This is a genomic window from Stenotrophomonas daejeonensis, assembly GCF_001431505.1.
GTDB lineage: Bacteria > Pseudomonadota > Gammaproteobacteria > Xanthomonadales > Xanthomonadaceae > Stenotrophomonas > Stenotrophomonas daejeonensis.
Window position 1 is genome coordinate 1 of sequence record NZ_LDJP01000065.1, and the last position, 17,945, is coordinate 17,945.

16 protein-coding genes are annotated in these 17,945 nt (G+C 68.2%); 15 read left to right on the top strand and 1 reads right to left on the bottom strand.

From position 1 onward, the window contains the following. The first annotated feature begins 329 nt into the window (after positions 1-329). The 7 genes from ABB34_RS11055 (at position 330) to radA (ending at position 9,802) form a co-directional block, all read left to right on the top strand. On the top strand, positions 330-3,524 hold the full coding sequence (locus tag ABB34_RS11055) for an autotransporter domain-containing protein (RefSeq protein WP_152979591.1): 3,195 nt from the start codon (positions 330-332) through the stop codon (positions 3,522-3,524). A 73-nt stretch (positions 3,525-3,597) separates the two neighbouring features. Then, the gene (locus tag ABB34_RS11060; protein WP_057641386.1) at positions 3,598-3,960 is read left to right on the top strand and encodes a hypothetical protein; all 363 of its coding nucleotides are present in this window, start codon (positions 3,598-3,600) and stop codon (positions 3,958-3,960) included. 225 nt (positions 3,961-4,185) lie between these two features. Continuing rightward, positions 4,186-5,241, top strand: a complete 1,056-nt coding sequence (gene cyoA / locus ABB34_RS11065; protein WP_057641387.1) for a ubiquinol oxidase subunit II — start codon at positions 4,186-4,188, stop codon at positions 5,239-5,241. Positions 5,242-5,243: 2 nt separating this feature from the next. Then, positions 5,244-7,244 carry a cytochrome o ubiquinol oxidase subunit I gene (cyoB, locus tag ABB34_RS11070; protein WP_057641388.1) on the top strand — a complete coding sequence of 667 codons (2,001 nt, stop codon included), beginning with the start codon at positions 5,244-5,246 and terminating at the stop codon, positions 7,242-7,244. After that, the gene (cyoC, locus tag ABB34_RS11075) at positions 7,241-7,867 is read left to right on the top strand and encodes a cytochrome o ubiquinol oxidase subunit III (protein WP_057641389.1); all 627 of its coding nucleotides are present in this window, start codon (positions 7,241-7,243) and stop codon (positions 7,865-7,867) included. The genes cyoB and cyoC overlap by 4 nt, the downstream gene beginning before the upstream one ends. Beyond that, on the top strand, positions 7,867-8,211 hold the full coding sequence (gene cyoD, locus ABB34_RS11080) for a cytochrome o ubiquinol oxidase subunit IV (protein ID WP_057641390.1): 345 nt from the start codon (positions 7,867-7,869) through the stop codon (positions 8,209-8,211). The genes cyoC and cyoD overlap by 1 nt, the downstream gene beginning before the upstream one ends. Before the next feature lie 199 nt (positions 8,212-8,410). Then, positions 8,411-9,802, top strand: coding sequence for a DNA repair protein RadA (gene radA, locus ABB34_RS11085; protein WP_057641391.1), 1,392 nt, complete (start codon positions 8,411-8,413; stop codon positions 9,800-9,802). 62 nt (positions 9,803-9,864) lie between these two features. Here the strand turns inward: radA and ABB34_RS11090 are convergent, their stop codons facing one another. Continuing rightward, positions 9,865-10,656 (bottom strand): cytochrome C assembly family protein, encoded by a 792-nt coding sequence (locus ABB34_RS11090; RefSeq protein ID WP_057641397.1) that lies wholly within the window; start codon positions 10,654-10,656, stop codon positions 9,865-9,867. A gap of 110 nt (positions 10,657-10,766) precedes the next feature. Here ABB34_RS11090 and ffh point away from each other — a divergent pair, with 110 nt between their 5' ends. The 8 genes from ffh (at position 10,767) to rplS (ending at position 17,790) form a co-directional block, all read left to right on the top strand. Then, positions 10,767-12,146, top strand: a complete 1,380-nt coding sequence (ffh, locus tag ABB34_RS11095) for a signal recognition particle protein (protein WP_057641392.1) — start codon at positions 10,767-10,769, stop codon at positions 12,144-12,146. A gap of 40 nt (positions 12,147-12,186) precedes the next feature. After that, complete coding sequence (locus tag ABB34_RS11100; protein WP_057641393.1) at positions 12,187-13,470, top strand: hypothetical protein; 1,284 nt, start codon at positions 12,187-12,189, stop codon at positions 13,468-13,470. 79 nt (positions 13,471-13,549) lie between these two features. Beyond that, positions 13,550-14,620, top strand: coding sequence for an NAD(P)H-dependent flavin oxidoreductase (locus ABB34_RS11105; RefSeq protein WP_057641398.1), 1,071 nt, complete (start codon positions 13,550-13,552; stop codon positions 14,618-14,620). Next, entirely contained in the window at positions 14,617-15,411 is a 795-nt protein-coding gene (locus ABB34_RS11110; RefSeq protein ID WP_245625440.1) for an aminotransferase class IV family protein, read from the top strand. The genes ABB34_RS11105 and ABB34_RS11110 overlap by 4 nt, the downstream gene beginning before the upstream one ends. A 174-nt stretch (positions 15,412-15,585) precedes the next feature. Then, a complete protein-coding gene (gene rpsP / locus ABB34_RS11115) occupies positions 15,586-15,846 on the top strand; it encodes a 30S ribosomal protein S16 (protein WP_054664242.1) in 261 nt (86 codons plus the stop codon). 39 nt (positions 15,847-15,885) lie between these two features. Further along, a complete protein-coding gene (rimM, locus tag ABB34_RS11120) occupies positions 15,886-16,401 on the top strand; it encodes a ribosome maturation factor RimM (protein WP_057641394.1) in 516 nt (171 codons plus the stop codon). 5 nt (positions 16,402-16,406) lie between these two features. Continuing rightward, the gene (trmD, locus tag ABB34_RS11125) at positions 16,407-17,147 is read left to right on the top strand and encodes a tRNA (guanosine(37)-N1)-methyltransferase TrmD (protein WP_057641395.1); all 741 of its coding nucleotides are present in this window, start codon (positions 16,407-16,409) and stop codon (positions 17,145-17,147) included. A 235-nt stretch (positions 17,148-17,382) separates the two neighbouring features. Then, positions 17,383-17,790: a 50S ribosomal protein L19 gene (rplS, locus tag ABB34_RS11130; protein WP_057641396.1), complete on the top strand. Its 408-nt coding sequence runs from the start codon at positions 17,383-17,385 to the stop codon at positions 17,788-17,790. Positions 17,791-17,945 lie beyond the last annotated feature (155 nt).

The window sequence follows — 17,945 nt, forward strand, 5'->3', positions numbered from 1 at the left end:
GTCCTGCGCAATGTCCTCGGCGTCCTCGGGACTGGTGCCGCGCGCGCGCAGGAATGCGTACAGCGGCGAACGCTGCGCCTGCACGAAGTCGGCAAAGGCGTCCGTGCCGGGCATGCCGGGGCGATCGACGTGGGCCAAGGGGGCGGGCGTGGACAGGGCCGGGGCTCGGTGAAAGGAATGACGCGGATTCTACGCAGAAGGGGCCGGCACCGGGGGTATTCGCCGGCCCGCTTGCGGCAGGTCCCGGCCCTCGATGGGGGTGATCGGTGCGCTGCCGCGTTGTGCTTGGGTCCCGCATGGTGCGGGCCTGCTGAACCAAGGAGAGAGAAGTGCGAATCAAGCGATCGGTATTGAGTGTTGCGCTGTCCGGCCTGCTGACCACGATGGCCCTGGGCACGGCCGGGGTTGCCAGCGCGCAGGACGCGGCGGCCGGGGACGGCAAGGTCGGCGACCCGGACAGCTGGGTCGATGACGAATTCAAGGCCGACTGGGGCCTGGCGGCGATCAATGCCCAGTACGCCTATGCGCGCGGGCTCACCGGCAAGGGCATTCGCCTGGGTGTGTTCGACAGCGGCGTCGATCTCAGGCATGGGGAGTTCGCTGGCAAGAGTGTCAACGGCATCCGTATCGCCGATGTGCTTGAGGATGGTTCACCCTGCGCGAACACGGCGTTGCTGGTGGGGCCGGAAGCCTGCTTCATGTCCGAGGGCGATACCGTGGCGGTGGAGTATTTCCACTACACCGACGATGATCGCGACTTCGTGGATTACCTGGTACAGATTGGTTACCTGTATGACTGGGTGCCCGAGTATCTGGAGTCTCTGGCAGGCTTCTCCTACCAGACCCACGGTACGCACGTCGCCGGCACGATGGTTGCCAATCGCGATGGCCAAGGTACGCATGGCGTTGCTTTTGCCGCCGACCTGACCACTGCGCGGCTGTTCTCCAACAGTTATTCCGATCTTGACAGCCTGCTCGGCATTGGTGGGGAGTCATATGCCATCGGCCCGGACAGCAGCGCAGTGGAAAGCATGTATGCGCAGATGAATGCTGCCGGCGTACGTGCCATCAACCACAGCTGGGGCTTGGCTGTCGAGAAAACTACGGTTGCCGATATGGATGCGCAGTATGGCGACAACGTGGATTACTTCGATACCTACGTGCAGCCGTCATTGCAGCACGGCATTCTTCAGGTGTTCGCGGCTGGCAATAATGACGGCAAGATTGCCGGCGTCTATGCCACGTTGCCGCGCTATGTGCAGGGATTGGAGAAATATTGGCTGAGCGTAGTCAATGTCAATCTGAGTGGTGATATCGACGCCAGCTCCAGCATCTGTGGCCAGACGATGGGCTGGTGCGTGGCTGCACCGGGCACGGATATCACCTCCACGGTCGTGGAGGGCGATATCGAGGGCGAGGTGGTCCGTGATGGCAATGGCGATGTCGCGGGCCTGCAGATTACTTCCGAATCGCCCGAATACGGCTATGGCGACATGACCGGCACTTCGATGGCGACCCCGCACGTCACCGGTGCGCTGGCGCTGCTGATGGAGCGTTTCCCGTACCTGGACAACCCGCAGATCCGCGACGTGCTGCTGACCACCACCACCGACTTGGGCGCGCCGGGCGTGGACGAAATCTACGGCTGGGGCCTGATCGACCTGAAGAAGGCCATCGACGGCCCGGGCATGCTGCGCGTGGATACCGACGTGGTGATGAACCAGCGTGCCGGTGGCGTCCAGGTGTGGGAAGGCGCGGCATGGGATGACTGGAGCAACGACATCGGCGGCCCCGGCAAGCTGGGCAAGGACGGCATCGGCTGGCTGCGCCTGAGCGGCGACAACAGCTTTGCCGGCGCCAGCGTCAAGCAGGGCATCCTCGAACTGACCGGCGACAACACCCTCACCGGCGATGTCAGCGTGGATGGCAAGGCCGGCGTGTTCTACCTGACCGATACCGGCAGCCTCGACGGCAGCAACCTGTGGGTGAACCAGGGTGTGGCGATGATCAACGGCACCCTCACCGGCGGCAGGACCGTCGTCGGTGCCGCCGGCACGCTGGGTGGCAGCGGCACGCTGGGCGACCTGGAAGTGCGCGGCACGCTGTCGCCGGGCAACTCCATCGGCACCCTGACCGTCACCGGCGACTACGTGCAGAAGGCCGGTTCCACCTATCTGGTCGAACTGCTGCCGCCGTCGTCCTCGGACACCGTCAACGTGGCCGGCAGCGCCAGCATCGAAGGCGGCACGCTGAAGCTGGTGCAGACCGGCGGCAACTTCCTGCTCGGCCAGCAGTACACGCTGCTGACTGCCGCTGGCGGCGTGAGCGGTGCCTTCGACGCGCTGGATACCTCGGCGATGTCGCCGTTCCTCAAGCCCACGGCCCTGTTCTCGGCCAATGGCCTGCAACTGGCCATCGAGCGCGGGCAGGCGCTGGCCAGCGCGGCGAACACGGCCAACCAGAAGGCAGTGGCCACCGCCGCCGATGGCCTGGGTGATTCCAGCGGCCTGCTGCAGCGCCTGGTGCTGTTGTCGGCCGACCAGGCGCCGGCCGCGTTCGACCAGTTGGGCGGTGAGCTGCACGCCAGCGCCAGGTCGCTGCTGGTGCAGGATTCGCGCCAGCTGCGCAACAGCGCGCTGGCCCGTGCCCGCCACGGGCAGGACGCCTTCACCGCGCAGGGGGATGCCGAATCCGGCGTGGGCGCGTGGGCGGAGGTGCAGCATGGCAGCAGCCGGCTGGATGCCGATGGCAATGCCGCGCAGGCCAAGGCAAGCGGCAGCACCACGCTGGTCGGCGCCGACCTGCAGCTGGATGGCGGCTGGCGCTTCGGCGTGCTGGGCGGCACCGGCCGTTCCGACATCGCCATCGCCGACCGCGGTTCCAAGGCCGACGTGGATGGCAAGCATGCCGGCGCCTACGTGGGCCAGCACTGGGGCGGCTTCGGCGTGCGCGCCGGCTACGCCCAGTCGTGGCAGACCCTGAAGACCCACCGCAAGGTGGACTTCACCGGCCTGCAGGACAGCACCTATGCCAAGTACGACGGCACCACGGAACAGGCCTTCGTCGAGGCCGGCTACCGCTTCGGTTTCGGCCGTGGCGGGGTGGAGCCGTTCGCGCAGTACGCCCAGGTCCGGGTGAAGACCGACGCCGCGCGCGAGAGTGGCGGGTTGTCGGCGCTGGCGCTGGCCGGCGACACCTTCAAGACCGACTTGGCCGTGGCCGGCGTGCGTTTCAACGCCGATCTGGCGGCCAGCGGGCAGGCGCAGAGCTGGCTGAGCCTGCGCGGCAGCCTGGCCTGGCAGCGTGCCAATGGCGATCGCGTCCCGGTGAGCAACGCGTCGTGGAACGGCGGCGGCAGCTTCGCCGTGACCGGTGCGCCGCTGGTCCGCAACGCGACGCTGGCCGAGCTGGGCGTCGCCGCACGGCTGTCCGCCAACACGCTGCTGGAGCTGGGCTACACCGGCATGCTGGCCGACGAAGGGCACGACACCGGCCTGAACGCGCGGTTCTCCGTGCAGTTCTGACCCGCCCGCTTCGGGCACACTGGAGGGGCGGTGGCGACACCGCCCCTCTCGCATTCCGGAAGAGAGCCCCGCCATGCCCGCCGACCACACCAAGCCCCTGAACCTGCTGCTGGCGGCCACGCTGGCCGGTTGCGGCAGCCATGCCGAACCCGTCACCCAGGCTTCGATGAAAACGCCGCCCATGCTGGAACCGGCCCGCCCCACCGAACGCGCCACCGCCATCGTCAGCCTGCCGCGGCAGGTGGCCCCCGGCACCGCATTGAGCGGGCGCGTGCCCCCCGGCTCGCAGGTCACGGCCAACGACGAGGCCGTGCCGGTGGACGCCGATGGCCGCATCGCGTGGCCGGTGCCGGAGGACGTGGCGGAGCTGCGCCTGCGCGTGCAACGGCCCGATGGCCGGGTCATCGTCCAGCGCGTGCAGGTCGGGCCACGCTGAACCGCGGCTTGGGTGCGACATCATGTCGCAGGCGAAAACGGGCTTTCCTTGCGCGGAATCATTGTCAACGTCTTTCTAAAGTGCATCGGCACGGCCTAAAATTGCCGCGCTGAATCTGGCAGTCCCAAGTACGTGTTCTTCCGGTGGGCAATCCCCGGGCGGTCGTTCCGCGCAAGTCGCGCAAAGGGTGTCGGACAAGGCGCTCCCCCGCAATTGGATCGACCGATGATTCCGTTGAAATCGCCTGGACGCTGGCTGCGTCCAGCACTGCTGTCCGTGTTCGCCGCATTGCTGACTGGTTGCGATGCGGCCATCCTCAACCCCAAGGGCCAGATCGGCCACGACGAAAAGACCCTGCTGATCACCGCCACGGTGCTGATGCTGCTGGTCGTCATCCCGGTCATCGTCATGACCCTGGTGTTCGCGTGGAAATACCGCGCGTCCAACACCAAGGCCCGCTACGAGCCGGACTGGGCGCATTCCACCGCCATCGAGGTGGTGATGTGGTCGATCCCGTGCATGATCATCCTGGTGCTGGCGGTGCTGACCTGGCGCTCCTCGCACGCGCTGGACCCGTACCGGCCGCTGGATTCGGACAAAAAGCCGGTGGTGATCGAGGCCGTCTCGCTGGACTGGAAGTGGCTGTTCATCTACCCGGAAGAAAAGGTCGCAGTGGTCAACGAGCTGACCTTCCCGGTCGATACGCCGCTGAATTTCCGCATCACCTCGGACACGGTGATGAACGCGTTCTTCATCCCGCGCCTGGGCAGCATGATCTACTCGATGGCCGGCATGCAGACCAAGCTGCACCTGATCGCCGACGAGACCGGCCGGTTCGAGGGCATGTCCTCCAACTACAGCGGCCACGGCTTCAACAAGATGCACTTCACCGCGCATTCGGTGACCGAGCCGGAATACCGGCAGTGGCTGGACACGCTGCGCGGCGACGGCAAGGCGCTGGACCTGGCCGCGTTCGACGCACTGGGCGCGGAGAAGAACCACGACTGGTACCCGGTCACCTACTACGGCAGCGTCGAGGACGGCCTGTTCGGCACGGTGATCCGTCGCCACGTCGGCGACAACCGCCACCTGGGCATGAAGCACGACGGCAACGCCAGCGCCCACGCGGGCCATGAAGGCCACGCGACCGAGGCAACGGCGCCGACTGCCGAAGACGCGGCCGGCGAACACGCTGCCGAAGCGCATGGCGGACACGCCGCTGACGAACATGTCGTTGAAGAGCACGCTGCCCATGCCGGGCATGGCATGGCGGGAGAATGACAATGCTGGGCAAACTGACTCTTGAAGCCGTCCCGTACCACGAGCCGATCGTCATGGTCACGCTCGCGGCGGCAGGCCTGATCGGCCTGATCATCATGGCGCTGGTTACCCGCGCCAAGCTGTGGGGCTATCTGTGGAACGAGTGGTTCACCTCGGTGGACCACAAGAAGATCGGCGCGATGTACCTGATCGTCGCCTTCATCATGCTGCTGCGCGGCTTCGCCGACGCGGTGATGATGCGCATGCAGCAGGCGGTGGCCGCCGGCGGCGCGGAAGGCTACCTGCCGCCGCACCACTACGACCAGATCTTCACCGCCCACGGCGTGATCATGATCTTCTTCGTGGCGATGCCGCTGATCACCGGCCTGATGAACCTCGTCGTGCCGTTGCAGATCGGCGCGCGCGACGTCGCCTTCCCGTTCCTGAACTCGCTCAGCTTCTGGCTGTTCCTGTCCGGCGCGGCGCTGGTGATGATCTCGCTGGGCGTGGGTGAATTCGCGCAGACCGGCTGGCTGGCGTTCCCGCCGTTGTCGGGCAAGGAATACAGCCCCGGCGTCGGTGTCGATTACTACATCTGGGGCTTGCAGGTGTCGGGCCTGGGCACCACGCTGAGCGGCATCAACTTCCTGGTCACCATCTTCCGGATGCGCACGCCGGGCATGAAGCTGATGACCATGCCGGTGTTCAGCTGGACCGCGCTGGTCGCCAACGTGCTGATCGTGGCCACCTTCCCGGTGCTGACCCTGACCCTGGTGCTGCTGACGCTGGACCGCTACCTCGGCATGCACTTCTTCACCAACGATGCCGGCGGCAACGCCATGCTGTACGTCAACCTGATCTGGATCTGGGGCCACCCCGAGGTCTACATCCTGGTGCTGCCGGCGTTCGGCGTGTTCTCCGAAGTGATCGCCACGTACTCGCGCAAGGCGCTGTTCGGCTACAAGGGCATGGTCTACGCGACCGCCTGCATCGGCCTGCTGTCGATGCTGGTGTGGCTGCACCACTTCTTCACGATGGGTTCGGGCGCCAACGTCAATGCCTTCTTCGGCATCACGACGATGATCATCTCGATCCCCACCGGGGTGAAGATCTTCAACTGGCTGTTCACCATGTACCGCGGGCGCGTGCACTTCGACACCCCGGTGCTGTGGACCATCGGCTTCATGGTCACCTTCGTCATCGGCGGCATGACCGGCGTGATGCTGGCGATCCCGGCCATCGACTTCGTGGTGCACAACTCGCTGTTCCTGATCGCGCACTTCCACAACGTCATCATCGGCGGCGTGGTGTTCGGCATGTTCGCCGGCATCACCTACTGGTTCCCGAAGATGTTCGGCTTCAAGCTGGACGAGACGTGGGGCAAGCGCGCGTTCTGGTGCTGGTTCATCGGCTTCTACCTGGCCTTCATGCCGCTGTACGCGCTCGGCTTCATGGGCGTCACCCGCCGCCTGCAGAGCTACCCGAACGCCGACTACCAGCCGTACTTCGTCGCCGCGATGATCGGTGCCTTCATCATCGGCGCCGGCGTGCTGTGCCAGATCATCCAGATCATCGTCTCGATCCGCGACCGCAAGAAGAACGCGGACCTCACCGGCGACCCGTGGGACGCGCGCACGCTGGAGTGGGAAACCGCCTCGCCGGTGCAGTTCTACAACTTCGCGACCCTGCCCAAGGGCGAGGAGCTGGACGACTTCTGGCGCCGCAAGCAGCGCGGCGAGGCGTGGCCGAAGCCGGCGCAGTACAGCGACATCCACATGCCGAAGAACACCGCCGCCGGCGTGTTCATGGGCGCCTTCAGCCTGGTGCTGGGCTTCGCGATGATCTGGCACATCTGGTGGCTGGCCATCGTCGGCCTGGTCGGCATGATCGGCACCTTCATCGCCCGCAGCTTCGTCAAGGACGTGGACTACTGGGTGCCGGCCGCCGAGGTCGAGCGCATCGAGAACGAACACCGCCAGCACCTGATCGCGCAGGGCCTGGTGAAGGCAGAGGTGAAGGCATGAGCAGCATCGCCCACATGAACCACGACGCCGCCGCGCACGCGGCGGACCACCACCACGAGCACCACGACAGCGGTGGCAACACCGTGCTGGGCTTCTGGATCTACCTGATGAGCGACCTGCTCATCTTCGCCTCGCTGTTCGTCACCTACGTGGTGCTGGCCGGCGGCACCAACGGTGGGCCGGACGCGAAGGAGCTGTTCGACCTGAAGTTCGTCGCCGGCGAAACCGCGCTGCTGCTGGTGTCCTCGCTGACCTTCGGCCTGGGCATGATCGCCATGCACCGGAAGAAGCTCGGCCTGATGTTCGGCTGGCTGGCGGTCACCTGGCTGCTGGGCGCGGGCTTCATGGTCATGGAGATCTGGGAGTTCAACCACCTGGTCCAGCACGGCCACGGCCCGGACCACAGCGCCTTCCTGTCGGCGTTTTTCGCGCTGGTCGGCACCCACGGCCTGCACGTCAGCGGCGGCCTGCTGTGGCTGCTGGTGATGTTCATCCAGCTCAAGCGCGATGGCCTGACCTCGACCAACACCACCCGCATGGCGTGCCTGAGCCTGTTCTGGCACTTCCTCGATCTGGTCTGGATCGGCGTGTTCTCCGTCGTCTATCTGTCGGGAGCGATCTGATGTCCGCACATGACAACCATGCCCACGGCGCGGGCGGCGAGAGCCACGGCAGCGTCAAGTCCTACCTGACCGGCTTCGTGCTGGCCGCCATCCTGACCATCATCCCGTTCTGGGTGGTGATGGCCGGTGGCCTGTCCAGCGGGCTGGCGACGGGTCTGGTGATCCTCGTCTGCGGCGTTCTGCAGCTGCTGGTGCACCTGGTGTTCTTCCTGCACCTGGACCGCTCCTCGGCGCAGCGCTGGAACGTCAACGTCGGCCTGTTCACCCTCATCATGATCGGCATCATCGTCGCCGGCACGCTGTGGGTGATGTGGAACATGAACTACTTCATGATGATCCACTGACGCCGCGCGCCATCGGCGATGCCAGCGAAAGCCGCCTCCGGGCGGCTTTCGTTTTGGTAGTGCCGGCCGCTGGTCGGCAACCTCGCATCCCCGTGCAGTCACGCAGGTACCGGCCAGCGGCCGGCACTACCACGTACGGCGTCTCGTGCCGTGCGAACCGCAGGCGCTAGACTCGCCGCACTTCTCCACGGAACCGGACATGGCCAAGACCACTGCCAAGGCGCGCACCGCCTATGTGTGCAGCGAATGCGGCGCCGAATACAACAAGTGGCAGGGCCAGTGCACCGAGTGCGGGGTCTGGAACGTGCTGGCCGAGGTGGTGCTGGAAAGCGCGGCGGCAGTGAAGTCGCCGGCCGCGCGCCGCAGCGGCTGGGCCGGCAAGGCCGAGGCGCCGAGGATCACCGCGCTCAAGGACGTGCAGCAGAGCGAGCACGCGCGCGTGTCCACCGGCATCGGCGAGTTCGACCGCGTGCTGGGTGGCGGGCTGGTCGAAGGCGCGGTGGTGCTGGTCGGCGGCGATCCGGGCATCGGCAAGTCCACGCTGCTGTTGCAGGCGCTGGCGAAGATGGCCGGCACGCTGCCGGTGTTGTACGTCACCGGCGAGGAGTCGCTGGCGCAGGTGGCCGGCCGCGCGGTGCGGCTGGACCTGCCGCTGGACGGGGTCAACGCGCTGGCCGAGACCGGCATCGAACTGATCCTGCAGCACGCCAGCGCGGCGCGGCCGAAGCTGATCGTCGCCGACTCGGTGCAGACGCTGTGGACCGAAACCCTGACCGCCGCGCCAGGCTCGGTCAGCCAAGTGCGCGAGAGCGCGGCGCGGCTGGTGCGCTACGCCAAGGAAACCGGCACCGCGGTGTTCCTGGTCGGCCACGTCACCAAGGAAGGCGGCATCGCCGGCCCGCGCGTGCTCGAGCACATGGTCGATGCGGTGCTGTATTTCGAAGGCGAGAGCGGCAGCCGCTTCCGGGTGCTGCGCGCGTTCAAGAACCGCTTCGGCGCGGTCAACGAGCTGGGCGTGTTCGCGATGGGCGAGAAGGGCCTGAAGGAAGTGCCCAACCCGTCGGCGATCTTCCTGTCCGGCGGCAGCACCCGCCAGCCCGGCAGCTGCGTGATGGTCACCCGCGAGGGCACCCGGCCGCTGCTGGTGGAAGTGCAGGCGCTGGTGGATTCATCGCCGCTGTCCAACCCGCGCCGGGTGGCGGTGGGGCTGGAGCAGAACCGGCTGGCGATGCTGCTGGCGGTGCTGCACCGCCACGGCGGGGTGATGGTCGGCGACCAGGACGTGTTCATCAACGTGGTCGGCGGCATCCGCGTGCAGGAGACCGCGGTCGACCTGCCGGTGCTGCTGGCGGTGCTGTCGAGCCTGCGCGACCAGCCGCTGGCGGAAAAGACGATTGCGTTTGGCGAAGTGGGCCTGTCCGGCGAGATCCGCCCGGTGCCCAATGGCGAGGAGCGCCTGCGCGAGGCGGCCACGCATGGCTTCAAGCGTGCCATCGTGCCCAAGGCCAACGCGCCCAAGGGCGGCACGGTGAAGGGCATGGAGGTGATCGCGGTGGAACGCTTGTCGCAGGCGCTGGAAGCGGCCGAGTAGATGCGGGGCTTGCCCCGCATGGCGCTGTCCCGTTGAAGCCCCGTGCCGGGCAGACCCGGCGCCTACCCCCGGCCGAACACCAGCTCGATCACGAACTGGCTGCCGAAGAAGGCCAGCAACAGCAGCACCATCGCGCTCAGCGTCCAGTGCACCGCCTTGACCCCACGCCAGCCATAGCGGCGGCGCCCGATCAGCAACGTGCCGAACACGAGCCACGACAGCACGCTGAGCACGGTCTTGTGCACCAGCTTCTGCGCCAGCAGGTCGTCGACGAACAGCACGCCGGTGACCAGGGTCAGGGTCAGCAGGCTGAAGCCGACGGCGATGGTGCGGAACAGCAGCAGTTCCAGGTCGGCCAGCGGCGGCAGCGCACGCAGCCACGGGCGGAAGTCGCGCCGGCGCAACGCGCGTTCCTGTAGCCACAGCATGATCGCCAGCAGCGCGGCGATGCTCAGCGTGGCGTAGGCCAGCAGCGCCAGCCAGGCGTGGCTGGCCAATTGCCAGTCCAGTTCCTTGCTCGGTGCGTGGCCGTGGCCGTGGTAGGCCAGCAGCAACAGCGCCGCCAGCGGGAACACCACCACGCCCAATGCGGCCATGCGCCCGCGCGCGCCCACCAGCGCGGTCAGCACCGCCATGCCCAGCGCCACCAGCGACAGCGCGGCGAAGAAGTGCATGTCCGGCCCGCCGCTGGTGTGCAGGGCGACCGTCAGGTGGTAGCCGCCATGCAGCACGATCGCCGCGCCGGCCGGCCACAGCCAGGCGCGTGACGGCCGCTGGCGGGCATCGCCCATGCCGCGGACCAGCAGCAGCGTCGCGGTCAGGTACAACAGCAGGGAGATGAGAACGATTGCCATCTGCGAAGTTTCGCACATGCCGGCGGCAAAGGCCGCATGTGCGGGTGGCGGGAGGCGGCCGCCGGCTATAATTCCGGTTCTATCGCATTCGTTTCCGCAGGTTGCCCCGCATGTTCGAGTCCCTGACCCAGCGCCTTTCCGGCACCATCGAGCGCCTGCGCGGCCGTGGCCGCCTGACCGAGGAGAACATCCGCGAGGCCACCCGCGAGGTGCGCATCGCGCTGCTGGAGGCCGACGTCGCGCTGCCGGTGGTGCAGGCGCTGATCGAGAAGATCAAGGTGCGTGCGGTCGGCCAGGAAGTGCTGAAGTCGCTGACGCCCGGCCAGGCCCTCATCAAGGTGGTGCGCGACGAGCTCACCGCGGTGATGGGTGCGCAGGCAAGCGACCTGAACCTCAACGTGCCGGCCCCGGCCATCATCCTGATGGCCGGCCTGCAGGGCGCCGGCAAGACCACCACGGTCGGCAAGCTGGCCAAGCACCTGAAGGAAAAGCGCAAGAAGAAGGTGATGGTGGTCAGCGCCGACGTCTACCGCCCGGCCGCGATCGAGCAGTTGAAGACGCTGGCCGAGCAGACCGGCGTGCTGTTCTTCCCGTCGGCGCCGGAGCAGAAGCCGGTGGACATCGTCCGCGCCGCCATCGCCGACGCGCGCAAGTCCTTCGCCGATGTGCTGATCGTCGATACCGCCGGCCGCCTCGCCATCGACGAGGCGATGATGGCCGAGATCAAGGCCCTGCACGCGGCGGTCAACCCGGCTGAAACCCTGTTCGTGGTCGATTCGATGACCGGCCAGGACGCGGCCAACACCGCCAAGGCCTTCGGCGAGGCGCTGCCGCTGACCGGCGTGGTGCTGACCAAGACCGACGGCGATGCCCGCGGCGGCGCGGCGCTGTCGGTGCGCTACGTCACCGGCAAGCCGATCAAGTTCACCGGCACCGGCGAGAAGGTGGACGGGCTGGACGTGTTCCACCCCGAGCGCGTGGCCAGCCGCATCCTCGACATGGGCGACGTGCTGTCGCTGGTCGAGCAGGTCGAGCAGCAGGTCGACAAGGACAAGGCGGCCAAGCTGGCCGAGAAGGTCGCCAAGGGCAAGAAGTTCGACCTCAACGACATGCGCGACCAACTGGAGCAGATGCAGAACATGGGCGGCATCGGCGGGCTGATGGACAAGCTGCCGGGCCTGGGGCAGATCCCCGAGCACCTCAAGCAGCAGGCCAGCCAGAGCAAGGAAGTGCCGCGCATGATCGCCATCATCAATTCGATGACGAAAAAGGAGCGGCGCAACCCCGGCCTGCTCAACGGCTCGCGCCGTGCCCGCATCGCGCGCGGCTCCGGCACCCAGCCTGCCGACGTCAACAAGCTGATGAAGCAGTACATGCAGATGGAAAAGATGATGGGCAAGCTGGCCGGCGGCGGCATGAAGGGCATGATGCGCAACATGAAGGGCATGCTCGGCGCGATGGGCGGCCGCGGCGGCCTGCCGTTCCGCTGAGCCGGCGCGGGCGCCGCGGAACGCCGGGCCACGTCCCGCCATGAACTGGTCGCCGGGGCGGCACTGCATCCACCTGTGCCTGGCGCTGGTGCTGGCCGCACGGCTGGCTTCGGGCTGGGCCTTGCTGCCGGCGACGTTGGTGCTGTGGGTCGCGCTGGCGTTGCTGGCCGGGTTGGTCGATGCGCTGTTCCGGCGGCGTGCTCCAACGCTGGCTGCGGCGGAGTCGCAGGAGGGCGAGCCGCGGGGCGTGTCGTCCGCCGCCGCGCTGGCGCCGCTGCATGGCCCGGTGCCGCGTGCCGATGCGCTGTCCGCACCGGCCGCGGCCGGGCGCGAATGGCGCCGTCATGTCGCCGACATCGAGCCGTTCCACAACGAGCGCTACCCGCGTGCGGGCATCTGCATTACCCAAGACCTGTTCCTGCGCGCCGGCGATGTACTGCTGCTCCGCTTCCACTCCGCCGCGCGGGATGGCCAGGAGCCGGTGCGCTGGCCCTGCGACCTGTGTCCGCCGGGGCAGGGCGGACGACGCTGGTTCGACGTGGGCAGCCGGGAGGAGACCCGCATCCTGATCGAACATGCCGGCGTGCATTCGCTGGGCATCGGCCAGGACGACCCAGGCAGTGCCACGGGATGCGGCAGCATCGGCGTCTGGCTGGGCGTGCCGACGCCGGAGGCCTTGTCGCTGCCATTGGAGCCGGCGCCGGCGTCGGCCTGCCGGTACGAGCATGACCGGGCGGGAGGGCTGGTGGTACGGATCGAAGGCGAGGACCGCCCGCCAGCGCATGCACGTTTGCCGGTGCACGAGCCGGCAGGCGTACCGCAAGGCGCGGTGCTGCTGTTCGCCAATGCCGCCGATGCCTGGGATGTGGCGGGCATCACCGACCCGGCCATCGACTGGCTGGTGCAGTACCGGCACCTGCACCGCTGGTACCTGCAACTGAGCCGCGGCGACGTGCTGGTGCTGGAACAGGCATGGCAGGCCGGCGAGTTCGACCGCCGCCTGCCGCGCGAGGACAGCGCGACGGGCTTCACCGACGGCAGCCTGCGGCTGTACGGGTTCGTGCGCGGGCCGGGCCTGTATGACGGCGGCACCACCGATGGCCGCCATGCGCTCACCTGCGATGCCGACGGCTTCTACTGCCTTGAACTGGAATTGCATGGGCCGCCGGAATGGCGCGGCCGGCCGGCGACGGATTTCGTCGACCTGCGGCTGTGGGGTGCCTTCCTGCAACGCCCGCGGGCAGTACGCGACTTCGACCTGCGCGAAGGCCGCGTCGAGGATTGGTACCGGATGCTGATGCCGGTGCCGCGGGGCATGGCGTGAAGCGCCGCCCGCGTGACCTGCCGGGATTGGCGCCAGCGGGGGGCTCGGCGATGATCGGGCTTCCCGAATGGAGCGCGGCATGAATCCGGACATCCGGCGACGCATCGACGACTTCCGCCACCGCTTCGGCGTCGAGCTGCCGATCCTGCTGGCACCGATGGCCGGTGCCTGCCCGGTGGCGCTGTCGCAGGCGCTGGCCAATGCCGGTGGCATGGGCGCGATGGGGGCGGTGTTGTCGCAGCCGCAGGACATCGGCTGGTGGATGGCGGCCTTCCGCGCGGGCGCTTCCGGGCCGGCGCAGGTCAACCTGTGGGTGCCCGACCCGCCGCCGCCGCGCGATGCCGCCGCCGAGGCCGCGACCCGCGCCTTCCTCGAACGCTGGGGGCCGCCGGTGCCGGCCGAGGCGGGCGATGCCGCGCCGGCCGACTTCGATGCGCAGTTCGCGGCGCTGCTCGATGCCCGCCCGACGGTGGCCTCGACCATCATGGGCGTGCTCTCCACCGAGCAGGCGCGACGCTTGAGGGACGCCGGCATCCACTGGTTCGCCTGCGCGACCACGCTGGAGGAGGCGCGGCAGGCGCAGGCCGCCGGCGCCGACGCGGTGGTCGCGCAGGGCATGGAGGCCGGCGGCCATCGCGGCGCGTTCGACGCCGGGCGCGCCGAAGCGCAGATGACCGGGCTGTTCGCCCTGCTGCCGCGCCTGGCCGATCAACTGGACATACCGGTGATCGCGGCCGGCGGCATCGCCGATGGCCGTGGCGTGGCCGCCGCGCTGATGCTGGGCGCCAGCGCGGTGCAGGTGGGTACCGCCTTCCTTGCCGCCGAGGAGTCCGACATTCCCGATGCATGGAAACAGGCCCTGGCCGATTCCGAGCCGGAGGGCACGCGCGTCACCCGCGTCTTCAGCGGCCGGGCGGGGCGCGCGCTCGATACCGCCCATGTCCGGGCCGCCGAGGCCGGGGATGCGCCGCGTCCGCGGCCGTACCCGGTGCAGCGCGGGCTCACCGCCGGAATGCGCCGGCAGGCCAAGGCCGATGACCGCCTGGAGACGATGCAGGCCTGGGCCGGACAGGCAGCATGGATGGCACGACCCGGGCCGGCCGCCGGCATCCTGCGGGCGATGTGGCAGCAGGCGCAGGCGCTGCTGTGAGCCGCCTGTTCTGCAATGGCGAACCGCTCGACGCGGCGCTGGCCGGCGCCGCGCTGGTCAACTACGGCCACTTCACTTCGATGCAGGTGCGCGGTGGCGCGGTGCAGGGCCGGGCGCTGCACCTGCAGCGCCTGCAGCAGGGCACGCGCGAGTTGTTCGATGCGGCGCTGGACGAAGCGCAGCTGCGGGCGTGGCTGCGGCAGGCGCTGGCGCGATGCGGCATGCAGGATGCATCGCTGCGCATCACCGTGTTCTCGCGCGATTTCGATTTCCGCCAGCCGCTGCGCGCGGTGCCGGTGGACGTGCTGGTCGCTGTTTCCGGGCCGGCTACGGCGCCGGCGGTCGCTCGCACGGCGCTGCCGGTGCATTACGAACGCGAATCGCCACATATCAAGCACGTCGGCACCTTCCCGCTGTTCCACCACCGCCGGCAGGCCATGCGTACCGGTTTCGACGATGCCCTGTTCGTTGACATGGCCGGCAACGTGAGTGAAGGCAGCACGTGGAACCTGGCGCTGTGGAACGGCGCCTGCGTGACATGGCCGCAGGCCGCGGCGCTGCGCGGCGTTACCGAACAATTGCTGGGCGCGGGACTGGAGGCGCTGGGGCAGGCGCAATGCCGGCGCTGCATTGCGCTGGATGCGCTTGCCGCCTTCACCGGCGCGGCGGCCTGTAACGCCACCGGCCTGTGGCCGCTGGGCCGGATCGGCGGGCAGGCGTTCACGCAATCCGAGGAACTGCTGCAACAACTGCGGCAAGCCAAGGCCCAGGCGCCTTGGCAACCCCTGTAGGAGCGACGCCAGTCGCGACCGGGCTTTGCCGAGAAAACCCGGTCGCGACTTGCGTCGCTCCTACGGCAGGGGTTGCCCACGTTCAGGGGCGGACTTGGAATGCACCGCCACCGCCGCTATAATCGCCGGCTTACCGCGCCATCCTGGCGACTGGGCTACAAAGGAAAAACCACCATGGTCAAGATTCGACTGACCCGCGGCGGCGCCAAGAAGCGTCCGTTCTACCACATCATCGTCACCGACGTGCGCAGCGCCCGCGACGGCCGCAACATCGAGCGCGTCGGCTACTACAACCCGGTTGCCCAGGGCGCCGAACAGCGCGTGGTGCTGGACATCGCCGCCGTCGACAAGTGGGTCGCCAACGGCGCCCAGCTGACCGACAAGGTTCGCAACCTGTACAAGGAAGCGACCAAGGCCCAGGCCGCTGCGGCCTGATCCTGGCGGGCCGCGCGCAAGCGCGGCCCGACGGTCGTCATGAAGAAAGACAGCGAGCGCCGGATCCTGCTGGGCAGGGTGACCGGCGCTTTTGGTATCCGCGGCGAAGTCAAGCTCGAGTCCTGGACCGAGCCGCGGCTGGCCATATTCAACTACCAGCCGTGGATCCTGCGCACCCCTGCGGGGCAGGAATCGGAAATCAGCGGCGTACGTGGCCGCGAGGCCAGCAAAACACTGGTGGCCACCTTCCCCGGCGTGGACGACCGCAATGTGGTCGAGGCCATGCGCGGCACCGAAATCCACATCGCGCGCAGCGCGCTGCCGCCGCCGAAGCCGGACGAGTACTACTGGGTCGACCTGGAAGGGCTGGACGTGCAGACCGTGGACGGCGTGAAGCTGGGCCGGGTGTCGCACCTGTTCGACACCGGCGCCAACGACGTGCTGGTGGTGCGCGGCGACCGCGAGCGCATGCTGCCGTTCGTGCTGGACGACGTGGTCAAGTCCATCGACTTCGATGCCAACCTGATCGTGGTGGACTGGGACCCGGAGTTCTGATCCCGGTGCGCATCGACGTCATCACCCTGTTCCCGGAGTTCGTCGCGCAATCGGCCGCGCTGGGCGTGGTCGGCCGCGCGCAGGAGCGCGGGCTGCTCGACCTGCACGGCTGGAACCCGCGCGACTACGCCGGGGGCAACTACCGCCGCGTGGACGACCGCCCGTTCGGCGGCGGCCCGGGCATGGTGATGCTGATCGAGCCGCTGCGCGCCGCGCTGGCCGCGGCGCGCAGTGCCGATCCGACCCCGGCGCCGCTGATCTACCTCAGCCCGCAGGGGCGACCGCTGACCCAGGCCCGGGTGCATGAACTGGCCGCGCTGCCGCGGATGATCCTGCTGTGCGGCCGTTACGAGGGCGTGGACGAGCGCTTCCTCGCCGCCGAGGTGGACGAGGAAATCTCCATCGGCGACTACGTGCTGTCCGGCGGTGAATTGGGCGCGGCGGTGATCGTCGATGCCGTCACCCGTTTGCAGGAAGGTGCATTGAACGACGCCGAATCGGCTGTGCAGGACAGTTTCGAGGGCGATGGCCTGCTTGACTGCCCGCACTACAGCCAGCCGGCCAGCCATGAACTGGGCGAGGTGCCGGAGGTGCTGCGCTCGGGCAACCATGCCGCCATCGCGCGTTGGCGCCGGCAGCAGTCGCTGCTGCGCACCGCGCTGCGTCGACCCGACCTGCTGGACGAAGCCACCCTGGACAAGGCCGACCGCAAGCTGCTGGACGAGGCGCGCGGGAAATTGCCGTAGATGCGGGGCTTGCCCCGCATGAAGCTTTACCGGCAGAGCCCCGTGCCGGGCAAGCCCGGCACCTACGATGGAAGCAGCTGGCGCTGTGCCCGGAAGGTACGCTAGAATGCGCGGCTTGCCATTGCCTGACCGGCAGTGGCGGCTACCACTACAACAAACGTGCAGCGCAATCCGGTGACTGCATGAGCCCACGCTGTCGAAACGACACGCCCACCCCGAATACATCGGTGCAATCATGAGCAAGCTGAACAAATCCATCGTCGCGGACTTCGAATCCGCCCAGATCACCCGCGAACTGCCGAAGTTCAGCCAAGGCGACACCGTCGTTGTCAACGTCAAGGTCAAGGAAGGCAACCGCGAGCGCGTGCAGGCCTACGAAGGCGTCGTGATCGGCACCAAGAACGCCGGCCTGAACTCCTCGTTCACCGTGCGCAAGATTTCCCACGGCTACGGCGTGGAGCGAGTGTTCCAGACCCACAGTGCGCTGATCGACTCGGTCGACGTCAAGCGCCGCGGCAAGGTCCGCGCCGGCAAGCTGTACTACCTGCGTGGCCTGGAAGGCAAGGCCGCCCGCATCAAGGAAGACCTGGCCGCCGCCGCGCAGGCCAAGGCCGCGCGCCAGGCCGCCAAGGCCGCCGAGTAATCCCGCCACGGGCTTCGCGCCTGTTGCAGCAACGGCCGCCTTCGGGCGGCCGTTTGCGTTTGCGGGGGGGCGTAGGTGCGGGGCTTGCCCCGCACGCCGCATGCCGCCGGCGGCGATGACCGGTAGATCGGGCGAATCATGCGGGGCAAGCCCCG

Bases quoted from the DNA above. Each gene is read 5' to 3' on its own strand.
- ABB34_RS11060 (WP_057641386.1), top strand. From the start codon at position 3,598: ATGCCCGCCGACCACACCAAGCCCCTGAACCTGCTGCTGGCGGCCACG.
- cyoA (WP_057641387.1), top strand. From the start codon at position 4,186: ATGATTCCGTTGAAATCGCCTGGACGCTGGCTGCGTCCAGCACTGCTG.
- cyoB (WP_057641388.1), top strand. From the start codon at position 5,244: ATGCTGGGCAAACTGACTCTTGAAGCCGTCCCGTACCACGAGCCGATC.
- cyoC (WP_057641389.1), top strand. From the start codon at position 7,241: ATGAGCAGCATCGCCCACATGAACCACGACGCCGCCGCGCACGCGGCG.
- cyoD (WP_057641390.1), top strand. From the start codon at position 7,867: ATGTCCGCACATGACAACCATGCCCACGGCGCGGGCGGCGAGAGCCAC.
- radA (WP_057641391.1), top strand. From the start codon at position 8,411: ATGGCCAAGACCACTGCCAAGGCGCGCACCGCCTATGTGTGCAGCGAA.
- ABB34_RS11090 (WP_057641397.1), bottom strand. From the start codon at position 10,656: ATGGCAATCGTTCTCATCTCCCTGCTGTTGTACCTGACCGCGACGCTG.
- ffh (WP_057641392.1), top strand. From the start codon at position 10,767: ATGTTCGAGTCCCTGACCCAGCGCCTTTCCGGCACCATCGAGCGCCTG.
- ABB34_RS11100 (WP_057641393.1), top strand. From the start codon at position 12,187: ATGAACTGGTCGCCGGGGCGGCACTGCATCCACCTGTGCCTGGCGCTG.
- ABB34_RS11105 (WP_057641398.1), top strand. From the start codon at position 13,550: ATGAATCCGGACATCCGGCGACGCATCGACGACTTCCGCCACCGCTTC.
- rpsP (WP_054664242.1), top strand. From the start codon at position 15,586: ATGGTCAAGATTCGACTGACCCGCGGCGGCGCCAAGAAGCGTCCGTTC.
- rimM (WP_057641394.1), top strand. From the start codon at position 15,886: ATGAAGAAAGACAGCGAGCGCCGGATCCTGCTGGGCAGGGTGACCGGC.
- rplS (WP_057641396.1), top strand. From the start codon at position 17,383: ATGAGCAAGCTGAACAAATCCATCGTCGCGGACTTCGAATCCGCCCAG.